This window comes from Enterobacter chuandaensis, assembly GCF_003594915.1.
Classification (GTDB): Bacteria; Pseudomonadota; Gammaproteobacteria; order Enterobacterales; family Enterobacteriaceae; genus Enterobacter; species Enterobacter chuandaensis.
The window spans coordinates 84316-97125 of the sequence record NZ_QZCS01000006.1 but is presented as its reverse complement, the minus strand read 5'-3'; the positions used below and the strand labels follow the sequence as shown (position 1 = coordinate 97125).

Annotated in this window: 9 protein-coding genes; 3 read left to right on the top strand and 6 right to left on the bottom strand. The window is 56.3% G+C overall.

Features of this window, described 5'->3' with window-relative positions:
• Positions 1–46 precede the first annotated feature (46 nt).
• Together D5066_RS11640 and D5066_RS11635 are read right to left on the bottom strand one after the other, a co-directional pair.
• Positions 47–838, bottom strand: coding sequence for a DUF2950 family protein (locus D5066_RS11640; protein WP_119916024.1), 792 nt, complete (start codon positions 836–838; stop codon positions 47–49).
• Between the two features lie 10 nt (positions 839–848).
• On the bottom strand, positions 849–2411 hold the full coding sequence (locus D5066_RS11635) for a DUF3300 domain-containing protein (protein WP_119916023.1): 1563 nt from the start codon (positions 2409–2411) through the stop codon (positions 849–851).
• Between the two features lie 893 nt (positions 2412–3304).
• Here D5066_RS11635 and acnB point away from each other — a divergent pair.
• Positions 3305–5902, top strand: coding sequence for a bifunctional aconitate hydratase 2/2-methylisocitrate dehydratase (gene acnB, locus D5066_RS11630; RefSeq protein WP_119916022.1), 2598 nt, complete (start codon positions 3305–3307; stop codon positions 5900–5902).
• 188 nt (positions 5903–6090) lie between these two features.
• Positions 6091–6453, top strand: a complete 363-nt coding sequence (yacL, locus tag D5066_RS11625; protein WP_041911228.1) for a protein YacL — start codon at positions 6091–6093, stop codon at positions 6451–6453.
• A 31-nt stretch (positions 6454–6484) separates the two neighbouring features.
• On the opposite strand, the gene speD is transcribed toward yacL, so the two are convergent.
• From speD to D5066_RS11610, 3 genes are all read right to left on the bottom strand, one after another.
• Complete coding sequence (gene speD / locus D5066_RS11620) at positions 6485–7279, bottom strand: adenosylmethionine decarboxylase (RefSeq protein ID WP_080328665.1); 795 nt, start codon at positions 7277–7279, stop codon at positions 6485–6487.
• Positions 7280–8149, bottom strand: a complete 870-nt coding sequence (gene speE, locus D5066_RS11615) for a polyamine aminopropyltransferase (RefSeq protein ID WP_119916021.1) — start codon at positions 8147–8149, stop codon at positions 7280–7282.
• Between the two features lie 115 nt (positions 8150–8264).
• Positions 8265–8612 (bottom strand): YacC family pilotin-like protein, encoded by a 348-nt coding sequence (locus D5066_RS11610; RefSeq protein WP_014882582.1) that lies wholly within the window; start codon positions 8610–8612, stop codon positions 8265–8267.
• A 145-nt stretch (positions 8613–8757) separates the two neighbouring features.
• Here D5066_RS11610 and cueO point away from each other — a divergent pair, with 145 nt between their 5' ends.
• Complete coding sequence (gene cueO / locus D5066_RS11605; RefSeq protein ID WP_119916020.1) at positions 8758–10326, top strand: multicopper oxidase CueO; 1569 nt, start codon at positions 8758–8760, stop codon at positions 10324–10326.
• A 74-nt stretch (positions 10327–10400) separates the two neighbouring features.
• On the opposite strand, the gene D5066_RS11600 is transcribed toward cueO, so the two are convergent.
• The gene (locus tag D5066_RS11600) at positions 10401–12791 is read right to left on the bottom strand and encodes a glucose/quinate/shikimate family membrane-bound PQQ-dependent dehydrogenase (RefSeq protein ID WP_119916019.1); all 2391 of its coding nucleotides are present in this window, start codon (positions 12789–12791) and stop codon (positions 10401–10403) included.
• Between the last annotated feature and the right edge of the window lie 19 nt (positions 12792–12810).

Sequence of the window (12810 nt, the reverse complement as noted above, 5' to 3'; positions counted from 1 at the left end):
CAGATGAAAAAAGCGGCCTGAGGCCGCTTTTTTTTATGCGCCGCGTTCAGGGGGTGACTGGTTGCCAGGTTTTATCCGGATGGTAAACGGCGAGAGCCTGCGCTTTCTGCGCCGAATCGCTGCCCAGGTCTGATTGATACACTTTATCATCCTGGTTTATCACGAAGCTCATTACGCCCGTTTGACCATAGCTGACCGGCCAGGCCACCATCGCAAAACCGTTGTTATCCGGCAGGATGCGGAAGCGATAGCCATGGTATCCCGCACCCGGCTCTTTCGGACTGAATGACGGACCAAGCGGGCTTGGCGCTTCGCCAGGCGAAACGGGCCAGTACAGACCGTCTTTCTTCCCTTCAGAGCTGACAATCTTCTGCGCGTATTTCTGGTTCATCGCAAAATAGCTTTGCTGGGCATCCACGTAGGCATGCAGGGCTTCAATGGCGGCAAGCTCGTTACGCCCAATTTCGCGGGTCAGGATCTCCTCGGCCCCTTCTTTGATGTCAAATTGCCAGCCGGAGGCGGTTTTGATTACCGGAATGGGAAGCTGCCAGCCGCTGTCGCCGACTACAAGATGCGCCGTATCCCCTTCGACAACGGTGTTATGACGGACTTTCCAGTCGCGCAGGAAGCGATCGACCGCATCAGGATCAACGCCTTCAGGTGGCAGAAAATCGCGCCAGTTTTCACCGAGCAGGTTGTTCATGGCGCTTTCGTTTTGCTCTCTGATGGCGCTTGCCAGCGCATTGGTCGCCTGTTCTGGCGAGCTGAACGACTGCTGCGCCATGACGGCCGCCGAGACCATGAACAACACCATTCCACTGAGTAAGTTACGTTTCATGTCGGCTTCCTTAACGATGACGGAATTCACGGCGTTCAGCGCGTTCGCCAGAGAACTGGCGCGGCTGATGTTGACGAGTAGCGAGCTGCCGGCTTTGCGCACCGCGCTGCTGCTGCGCCTGCCAGTTCGCGGAGCGGCTGTCGTTGCCGCTCAGCGCATTGGCACGGGGCTGGCTGCTTCGCTGCTGGTGCGCGCGTTGCTGTGCAGGCTGGGAAATCCGTTTCTCTTGTCTTTGCGCGGCGGTCTGGCGGTTTTCTCGCTGCTGCGTAGTGGTCCGCTTCGCCGTTTGCGGTTTGGTGTCATAGCCACGGTAGTTATTGCGCTGAGAAATCTGCTTCAGCTGTTCGGCCGAAGCCTGACGCTGCACATCTTTACTTCCTGGAAGCGCCGTTTGGGGGAACGTTTTGCCCGTGGATTTCTCCATCTGACTAAGGGCAGCCTGACGCTGGCTATCACGATTAACCGGTTTTTGCTGCGTTGAACTGAGCCCTGTAGCTGTGTTAGTGGAGTGGAAGCGCGTGTTGAGCTGGTTAGTCGGGTAGGGCACACCTTCACGATAGGCCGGGTTGTGCTGCCAGGTACGGTTGGCGTCCGTCAGTCGCTGGCCACTGATCTTATTGAAGTTCTCAACGTTAATATTGATGTTGTTATCACCGTTGCGGTTATAGCCGCCGTGATTATCCCAGTCGTCATGATGATGATCCCAGTCATCGTCATCATCCCAGTCGATATTGCTGAAGATGGCATAGGTGGTGGCGACGCCCAGGCTGAAACCTAAACCGTTTACGAAGCTGTTGCCAAACTGCTCCCCGGGTGAGGGGGGGAGGTAGGTGGGCGGATAGGCGGTGTTTGGCCAGGTCCCGTAAACCGTATTGGGGTTGTAGGTGGGGACGTAAACGACCTGCGGATCGGCAGATTCTATTTTGATCACCGTTGGGGCCGGTGCGGGCGTTGTTGCTGCGGTTGTCGTTGCCTCGGTGGTGCTGGTTTTGGCCGATGCCGGTTTTGTCACGGTGGTGACCGTCTGCTGAGGCGTCGATTGTAAGGCGCCGGTCTTCTGTGCCAGCGCGCGCAGGCGTTGAACGGAATCCATCACGTCTTTCGGCTGTGCGAGAAACGCATCACCCAAATTTTGTACCCATGGCGGGTTTTCACCCATCAGGGACATCAGCTGAGGGAACGCGACCAGCGATTTTACGCTGGGATCCCACGGCTGGCTGGCAACGGCCTGAATCGCGGCGTCTCCCTCCATTTTAGGGTTGTCTTTGGACCACTGCGCTGCCTGGATAACGTTAGACGGGTAGGTTGACGCCATTAAAATCTGCGACAGCAGGGCATCCGGGTAGAGCGCGATGGGCGCAACCCATTGATCGATTTGCGCCGCAGTGTAGGTTGGCGCAGCGACAGGGGCGGGCTGGGCTGCGGCAGGCACCGGTGCAGCCGGTTGTTGTGCGACGGTGGCTGGCGCAGCGGGCTCCGTTGCGCGGCCTTTGACAAACATGACGCCTGAGGCGGCAAACAGCCCGGCACTGCACAGAAGGACAAGCAGATGTGGCTTAAAGGGCAACTTCATAAAATGACTCCAACGAGACAAGCGCTGTGCCGTGAGGCGTTACGGTTGGCGTGAGTATTATTCACCCGTCTTTTACTGTTTTGACTTTTATTGGGAAGCGTCTGGTACGTCCGGATAAAGAGTGTGAGTATTTATTACACAATTATATGCGATGCGGGAAAAACCGCAGGGAATTCAGAAGGCCGCTCTTACGAGCGGCCAGCAGCTAGTTGCCGAGGTTGACGACAAACAGCACCGTGATGTCGGAAATATTCCAGCCACCGTGCAGTGCGGTAAGCAGTAAACCGGTCACAACGATCAGCGCAGTGATTCGCATCTCCATTGCGTGCGTTCCTGTACAGGCTACGCGGGTTCCTTCTTCACCGGGAAAGGCAGAACCAGGCAAATGAGTACATTGCCGCGTAGGTTGCGGAACTGCTTCCGGGCCCGGTGACTGGTTGCTACACCAGCGAAGCAGACCGGGGGCAACAGTATTACAGCCGAAATGGCCTGAGAAGAGGTGGAATGCAGTTTCATCCTTTTACATTCGAAACTGGATGGCGGCTCGTAAACACAAAATAGGTGCTTGCGGATCTGCATACTCAGGAGCATTATTCATGCCGAGTGCATTGCCGCAAATCTGCCAGCCCGGTGTGCTACCACCGTAAGGCAACAAATAAACCGCTACCAGGCGGTTTTTTTGTACCCAAAATTCCTCTCGTCTCCCCGCTATACCATGCTTAACGATTCAGCAAATTTTTTAATGTTGCTTTTTTGTAAACGGATTAACACTGTGCAGAAATCCTGCTATGCTGCCCGACGCGGTATCGGGCATTTACCCTACAAACTGCTGTCTCACAGGAGCGTGAAGAGAACGCCCGCCGCATATGACAATGAGAGCGAGGAGAACCGTCGTGCTAGAAGAATACCGTAAGCACGTAGCAGAACGTGCCGCCGAGGGAATTGTACCCAAACCTTTAGATGCAACCCAAATGGCCGCGCTCGTCGAGCTGCTGAAGAACCCGCCTAAGGGCGAAGAAGAATTCCTGTTAGATCTGTTGATCAACCGCGTACCGCCTGGCGTAGATGAAGCTGCCTACGTAAAAGCCGGATTCCTTGCTGCTATCGCCAAGGGCGAAGCCACCTCCCCACTGGTTACTCCTGAAAAAGCCATTGAACTGCTCGGCACCATGCAGGGTGGTTACAACATTCATCCGCTGATTGACGCGCTGGATAACGACAAGCTGGCACCAATTGCTGCTAAAGCGCTCTCTTCCACGCTGCTGATGTTCGATAACTTCTACGACGTAGAAGATAAAGCCAAAGCGGGCAACGTCTATGCGAAGCAGGTGATGCAGTCCTGGGCTGATGCCGAATGGTTCCTGAACCGTCCAGCTCTGGCTGAAAAAATCACGGTGACCGTCTTTAAGGTGACCGGTGAAACCAACACCGACGACCTCTCTCCGGCACCGGACGCGTGGTCTCGCCCGGATATCCCACTGCACGCCCTGGCGATGCTGAAAAACGCCCGTGAAGGCATTGAGCCTGATCAGCCAGGCGCTGTTGGCCCGATCAAACAGATCGAAGCGCTTCAGAAGAAAGGTTTCCCGCTGGCTTATGTCGGTGACGTTGTCGGCACCGGCTCTTCCCGTAAATCCGCCACCAACTCCGTGCTGTGGTTCATGGGCGACGACATTCCGCACGTGCCGAACAAGCGCGGCGGCGGTCTGTGCCTCGGTGGAAAAATTGCGCCAATCTTCTTCAACACCATGGAAGATGCGGGCGCGCTGCCAATTGAAGTGGATGTGAGCAACCTGAACATGGGCGACGTCATTGACGTTTACCCGTATAAAGGCGAAGTGCGCAACCACGAAACCAATGAACTGCTGGCAAGCTTCGAGCTGAAAACCGACGTGCTGATCGACGAAGTGCGTGCCGGTGGCCGTATTCCGCTGATCATCGGCCGCGGCCTGACCACCAAAGCGCGTGAAGCGCTGGGTCTGCCGCACTCCGACGTTTTCCGTCACGCGAAAGATGTGGCCGAAAGCAACCGCGGCTTCTCGCTGGCACAGAAAATGGTCGGTCGCGCGTGCGGCGTAGCCGGTATCCGTCCTGGCGCGTACTGCGAACCAAAGATGACCTCCGTGGGTTCTCAGGACACCACAGGTCCAATGACCCGTGACGAACTGAAAGATCTGGCATGCCTGGGCTTCTCGTCTGACCTGGTGATGCAGTCCTTCTGTCACACGGCGGCGTATCCGAAGCCGGTTGACGTCACCACGCACCACACGCTGCCAGACTTCATCATGAACCGCGGCGGCGTATCTTTGCGTCCGGGAGACGGCGTTATCCACTCCTGGCTGAACCGCATGCTGCTGCCCGATACCGTGGGTACCGGCGGTGACTCCCATACCCGTTTCCCAATTGGTATCTCCTTCCCGGCGGGCTCCGGTCTGGTGGCATTTGCTGCCGCGACCGGCGTAATGCCGCTGGATATGCCGGAATCGGTGCTGGTGCGCTTCAAAGGCAAAATGCAGCCGGGCATCACCCTTCGCGACCTGGTTCACGCGATCCCGCTGTATGCGATTAAACAGGGTCTGCTGACCGTTGAGAAGAAAGGGAAGAAAAACATCTTCTCTGGCCGCATTCTGGAAATTGAAGGTCTGCCGGATCTAAAAGTGGAGCAGGCGTTCGAGCTGACCGATGCCTCCGCCGAGCGTTCTGCGGCGGGCTGTACCATCAAGCTGAACAAAGAGCCGATTATTGAGTATCTGACCTCCAACATCGTGCTGCTGAAGTGGATGATTGCGGAAGGCTACGGCGATCGTCGTACGCTGGAGCGTCGTATTCAGGGCATGGAAAAATGGCTGGCGGATCCGCAGCTGCTGGAAGCTGACGCAGACGCAGAGTACGCGGCGGTGATCGACATCGATCTGGCGGATATCAAAGAGCCAATCCTGTGTGCGCCGAACGATCCGGACGATGCGCGTCTGCTGTCTGACGTGCAGGGTGATAAGATCGATGAAGTGTTCATCGGTTCCTGTATGACCAACATCGGCCACTTCCGTGCTGCCGGTAAACTGCTGGATACTCACAAAGGCCAGCTGCCGACCCGCCTGTGGGTGGCGCCGCCAACCCGTATGGATGCAGCGCAGCTGACCGAAGAGGGTTACTACAGCGTGTTTGGTAAGAGCGGTGCGCGTATCGAAATCCCTGGCTGTTCCCTGTGTATGGGCAACCAGGCGCGCGTGGCTGACGGTGCGACGGTGGTCTCCACCTCAACCCGTAACTTCCCGAACCGTTTAGGTACCGGTGCGAACGTCTACCTGGCCTCTGCGGAGCTGGCGGCGGTTGCGGCGCTGATCGGCAAACTGCCAACGCCGGAAGAGTACCAGACCTTTGTGGCTCAGGTGGATAAGACCGCGGTAGATACCTATCGCTATCTGAACTTCGACCAGCTCTCTCAGTACACCGAGAAGGCCGACGGGGTTATCTTCCAGACGGCGGTATAAAAAACGCCCCCTCACCCCCAGCCCCTCTCCCCAAAGGGGCGAGGGGAATCCAGTTCCCTCTCCCCTTTGGGGAGAGGGTTAGGGTGAGGGGTGATTCTTTTTTTATTTTCATTCCTCCTGCCTCTCCCGCTTTTTTTCTTTCTCTCTGCTGCGATAATTACCCTAATGGCTTTGCAGAGGAAAACGCTATGGATTACGAATTTTTGCGCGATATCACCGGCGTGGTGAAAGTGCGCATGTCGATGGGGCATGAAGCCGTTGGACACTGGTTTAACGAAGAGGTGAAAGAGAATCTCGCGCTGCTGGATGAAGTCGAACAGGCGGCAAATACGGTGAAAGGCAGTGAACGCTCCTGGCAACGTGCCGGGCATGAATACACGCTGTGGATGGATGGCGAAGAGGTCATGGTGCGTGCCAACCAGCTCGAGTTTTCAGGTGACGAGATGGAAGAGGGGATGAGCTACTACGACGAAGAGAGCCTGTCGCTGTGCGGCGTGGAAGACTTCCTGCAGGTAGTGAATGCCTACCGTGAGTTTATGAAACAGAAGTAACTCCCCGAAGCGTCCCTGCTCCGGGCAACACTTACACGGTCGGAATATTGCGGCCGTAGTAGATTTCGCGCATCTCTTTCCAGAGCAGGTCGGTAATGACCTTACGCTCTTCTTCGCTCAAATCTTCCGGCCTGGTGTGGAACATGTAGTGCTTAAGGTCGAACTCTTTAAGCATCATCTTGGTATGGAAGATGTTTTCCTGATACACGTTCACGTCCATCATGTCGTACAGCGATTTCATGTCCTCGGACATGAAGTTCTGGATGGAGTTGATCTCGTGGTCGATGAAGTGCTTCATGCCGTTGATATCGCGTGTAAAACCACGCACGCGATAGTCAATGGTGACGATGTCGGATTCCAGCTGGTGGATTAAATAGTTCAGCGCGTTCAGCGGTGAAATCACGCCGCAGGTCGACACTTCAATATCCGCGCGGAAGGTACACAGCCCGCCTTCGGGGTGGCTTTCCGGGTAGGTGTGAACGCAGATATGGCTTTTATCCAGATGGGCGACGACCACTTCCGGCAGCGGGCCCGGGTGTTCGGTTTTGTCGATAAGCTGCGGGTCGACCGGCTCTTCGCTGACCAGAATGGTCACGCTGGCGCCCTGAGGCTCATAATCCTGTCGGGCGATGTTCAGGATATTGGCACCAATAATCGAGCAGGTTTCTGACAGGATCTCGGTCAGACGGTTGGCGTTGTAGAGTTCATCGATATAGGCGATGTAACCATCGCGTTCTTCCGCTGTTTTGGCATAGCAGATATCGTAAATACAAAAACTCAGGCTTTTGGTCAGGTTGTTAAAGCCATGCAGTTTAAGCTTTTTCAATTAGCTCACCCCCTTAGTGGATAATGCGTCTTGCAGGTACTGCGGTAAAGCAAACGCTGCGGTATGAATAGCCGGATTGTAGTAGCGGCACGTGAGCCCGGCCTGATGGAAGCGGGCCTGGATAATTTCGGTGGAGAGATGACGCAGCACGTCGTTATCCGTCGCCCAGGCAAAGGTCATGATCCCGCCGTAGTACGTCGGAATGGCCGCCTGATAGAAGCTGACGTCGCCGAAATAGGTGCTCAGCTTACGATGGCTGTCGAGGGCTTCATCCTGCTGCAGGAAGCAGACGCCGTTTTGTGCCACAAAAATGCCGCCAGGGTTCAGGCAACGTTTGCAGCCTTCGTAGAACGAAGAGGTAAACAGCGACGCGCCCGGGCCGATAGGGTCGGTACAGTCGGAGATAATCACGTCAAAGGTTTGCGTGGTTTGATTAACGAAGTTAACGCCGTCGTCAATGACCAGCTTGAAGCGCGGATCGTCATAGCTACCGGCATTGTGGTTGGGCAGGTACTGGCGGCAGAAAGAGACCACGCCCGCATCGATTTCCACCATGGTGATGGTTTCAATGGACTGATGGCGGGAAACTTCACGCAGCATTGCGCCGTCGCCGCCGCCGATAATCAGAACATGCTTCGCGTGTCCATGGGCCAGCAGCGGGACGTGGGTCATCATCTCATGATAGATAAACTCATCCCGCTCGGTGGTTTGCACCACACCGTCCAGCGCCATGACGCGGCCAAAGGCGGCGTTTTCGAAGATGATCAGATCCTGGTGATCGGTTTTCTCATGATAGAGCACGTTATCAACGGCAAAGTACTGACCAAACTGGTCATGCAGTGTTTCATGCCACAACGTGTGGTCGGCCATACGCGGACTCCTCCTTTGTTAACATCCGTAACACTCACAAAAAATGAGCGAAACATGATAGCTAACTATAACCGTGGTTGCACGGTTATAGGTTTAACAGGGGGCGTCGGGAAGATTATTTAACGTAGGCGAGCAGGCTGAGTGAATCGCGAGCCAGCGCTTTGCATTTTTTAGCCGTGGGAATGCCAATACCGCTCAAGTCACGGTAGCTGTCTTCACCGAGCGCCTTCATGTCAAAGCTGTCGTAGTTGCTGAGGTCCCACTGGTTTTGCTGGGCAAAAAAGACCAGCGCGCGGCGAATTTGCCCGTTGGGTAAATTCTGGTAGCCACAATCATTTTTCAGGAATACAAAAACCGCCGTTAAATCGGCCATATCTTCCGCTTCATTTTCACTGAGCGCATAGCTGTTCGCACACATTGCCATCAGGCTACCGAACAAAATTGTCCTGAAAAACGTCTTCATTGCTTCTACCACTTCTTCACGGAAAATTAACGTTAGCATACTTGATGCCAGTGCGACGATCTTTATTATTGCCGCCGTGCTTGACCTTCCGGTAAGGGGAGGGTTTATGCTCAAAAGATCGCCGGCTGGAAATAAGGAAATGAACATGCAACGTCGTGATTTTTTAAAGTATTCCGCTGCGCTGGGGGCTGCCAGCGCATTACCACTCTGGAGCCGCGCCGTTTTCGCGGCTGACAGGCCTGCCTTACCCATCCCTGACTTACTGACCGCAGACGCCCGTAGCCGTATTCAGCTCGTTGTTCAGGCCGGTAAAACGACATTCGGCGGGCACAACGCCACCACCTGGGGCTATAACGGCAATTTGCTCGGCCCGGCGCTTCAGTTACGCAAAGGGAAAGCGGTGACGGTGGATATCCACAACACGCTCGCCGAGGAGACGACCCTGCACTGGCACGGGCTGGAAGTGCCGGGCGAGGTGGACGGCGGACCGCAGGGCGTCATCAAGGCCGGTGGTACGCGCAGCGTCACTTTTACGCCGGATCAGCGTGCGGCGACCTGCTGGTTCCATCCGCATCAGCACGGCAAAACGGGCCATCAGGTAGCGATGGGGCTGGCGGGGCTGGTGCTGATTGAAGACGATGAAAGTCGCCTGCTGCGCCTGCCGAAACAGTGGGGCATCGACGACGTGCCGGTGATTGTGCAGGACAAAAAATTTACCGCCGACGGGCAAATTGACTATCAGCTCGACGTAATGAGCGCGGCGGTCGGCTGGTTTGGCGATACGCTACTCACCAACGGTGCCATTTACCCGCAGCACGCGGCCCCGAAGGGCTGGCTGCGCCTGCGCCTGCTTAACGGCTGTAACGCGCGTTCTCTGAATTTTGCCGCCAGCGATAAGCGCCCGCTTTACGTAGTAGCGAGCGACGGCGGCCTGCTGCCGGAGCCGGTGAAGGTGAGCGAGCTGCCGATGCTGATGGGCGAACGCTTCGAAGTGCTGGTGGATATCAGCGACGGCAAGCCGTTTGACCTGGTGACCCTGCCGGTCAGCCAGATGGGGATGGCGGTGGCGCCGTTTGATAAGCCGCATCCGGTGCTGCGCATTCAGCCGCTGCTGATTACCGCCTCCGGTACGCTGCCGGATACCTTAGCCGCGCTGCCAGCACTCCCGTCTCTTGACGGGCTTACGCAGCGCAAACTCCAGCTTTCCATGGACCCGATGCTCGACATGATGGGCATGCAGGCGCTGATGAAGAAGTACGGTAATCAGGCCATGACGGGGATGCACCACGGTCAGATGATGGGCCATATGAATATGGACCACGGCAAAATGGGCGGCATGGGGAACATGAATCACGGCGGTCACGGGTTTGATTTCCACAACGCCAACATGATCAACGGCAAAGCGTTTGATATGAATACGCCGATGTTTGCCGCCACGAAGGGACAGTTTGAGCGCTGGGTGATCTCCGGCGAAGGCGACATGATGCTGCACCCGTTCCATATCCACGGCACGCAGTTCCGCATTCTGTCTGAGAACGGTAAAGCGCCGGAAGCGCATCGAGCAGGCTGGAAAGATACGGTGAGAGTGGAAGGCGGTGTCAGCGAGGTGCTGGTAAAGTTCGACCATGAGGCACCGAAGGAGTTTGCCTATATGGCGCACTGTCATCTGCTAGAGCATGAAGATACGGGGATGATGCTCGGTTTTACCGTATAAAAAAAGCCGGGTGGAGGCTTCGCCTTACCCGGCCTGCATTGCTAAATACGGCAACTTTCGTTGCCGTTTTGCTTTTATTTTGCGTCGTCCGGCAACGCATACGCGACAATATAGTCGCCCATCTTCGTACCAAACGAACCGTGACCACCCGCAGAGATGACAACGTACTGCTTGCCATTCACTTCATAGGTCATCGGCGTTGCCTGTCCACCGGCTGGCAGACGGCCTTGCCACAGTTTCTCACCGTTGGTCATGTTGTACGCGCGCAGGTAGTTATCTGCGGTTGCCGCGATGAACAGCACGTTACCGGCGGTGGAGATTGGGCCACCCAGCATCGGCATACCCATATTGAACGGCACCGGAACCGGCATCGGGAACGGCATGCTGTCCTGTGGCGTACCAATACGTTTTTTCCAGACGATCTGGTTGGTTTTCAGATCCAGACCTGAGATGTAACCCCAGGCCGGCTGTTTACACGGCAGACCAAACGGAGACAGGAACGGATTCAGCGTTACGCCAAACGGTACGCCATACTGTGGCTGGATACCGGCTTCGGTACCGCTGCCTTTCGCGTCTTTCGGCTGCTCCATCGGGTTACCTGGACCGCGAGGGATCAGACGGGAAACGAACGGCAATGCCATTGGGTTAGCGATGGCCACCTGACGGTTCGGATCAACGGAGATACCGCCCCATTCGAACATCCCCAGGTTACCCGGGAAGACCAGCGTGCCCTGCTCAGACGGCGGCGTGAAGATGCCTTCATAGCGCAGTTGATGGAACATTACGCGGCACACCAGCTGGTCAAACATAGTGGCACCCCACATGTCTGCTCCGCTGAGGTCTTTCTTCGGACGGAAGCTCAGGTCAGAGAACGGCTGCGTTTTGGTGACGTAGTCGCCTTTGGCCGCACCCTGCGGGACCGGTTTTTCCGGTGCAGGCACAACCAGCTCGCCGTTACGACGGTCCAGCACGAAGATGTTGCCGGTTTTCGCCGGGGCGTAAATCACCGGCACGGTTTTGCCGTTAACGGTAATGTCCGCCAGCGTCGGCTGGGACGGCATATCCATGTCCCACAGATCGTGGTGAACGGTCTGGTAGCTCCATGCCAGTTTACCGGTCGTCGCATTCAGCGCCAGGATAGAGCTGGCATAACGCTCCTGCTCCGGCGTGCGGTTGCCGCCCCAGATGTCCGGCGTGGTGACGCCCATCGGCAGGTAAACCAGGTCCAGCTTCGCGTCATACGCTGCCGGTGCCCAGGAGTTCGGCGAGTTGAAGGTAAAGGTGTGCTCGTCCGACGGGATCGCGTTTGGATCTTTCGCACCCGGGTCGAAGGCCCACAGCAGTTTACCGGTGTTCACGTCAAAACCACGGATGACGCCGGAGGTTTCGCGCGTGGAGAAGTTATCCGTTACCGAACCGGCAATCACGATGGCTTTATCGGTGATGATTGGCGGTGAAGTTGGTTCATACAGACCCGGCGTGGTGTCCGGCATGTTGGTCTGCAGGTTCAGGATGCCTTTGTTGGCGAAGGTTTCGCACAGCTTGCCCGTTTCGGCATTGATGGCGAACAGACGGCCATCGTTCACCGGCAGCATAATGCGGCGAGGACAGTCGGCAATGACTTCCGGGCTGGCATTATCGGCACGCGCTTCGTGGTAAGAGACGCCACGGCAGGTGATGTGCTGGAACGACGGGTTAGAGTTCAGCTGTGGATCGAAGTGCCATTTCTCTTTACCGGTGGCCGCGTCGAGCGCGAAAAGACGCTGGTGCGCCGTACACAGGTAAAGCATGTCGCCTACTTTAATTGGCGTCACTTCGTTGGTCAGCTCGCCCGGATCGTTCGGCATTTTCAGGTCGCCGGTACGGAATACCCAGGCTTCCTTCAGGTTTTTCACGTTATCGGCGTTGATCTGCTTCAGCGGGGAGTAACGTTGACCTTCCTGGTTACGGCCATACGCTGGCCAGTCGCCGTCCGCCACCTGCGAGATAGCCGCAGCAGGCGTGGATTCCGCGTTCAGCGTACCGTTGATCTCCTGCGGATCGTTAAAGCCGGCCCAGGTCAGAATGCCGCCGCTGATTAACAACGCCACCAGCAGGGCCGCAACCGCACCGCTGGAAGGGACAATCAGGCGACGCCAGACGAACGGCAGGATCAGCCAAATACCGAAGAAGACCAGGATATCGCTGCGAGGCGTCAGTGCCCAGAAGTCGAAACCGACTTCCCAGACGCCCCAGATCATCGTGGCAAGGAGGAGTGCGGCATACAGCCACAGTGCGGATTGTTTTCTACGCCAGAGCAGGACGGTTACGCCAAGCATAACCAGGCCCGCAATCGGGTAGTACCAGGAGCCGCCGATCGCGACCAGCCAGACGCCACCGATTAACAGGTACAAGCCGCAGAAGGCGGCGAATAACGCTGTTAGTGTCACCAGTAGACGCGGCTGTTTAGAGTTTGTTTCAGCCATAGAAAGTGTACTCGTCAGT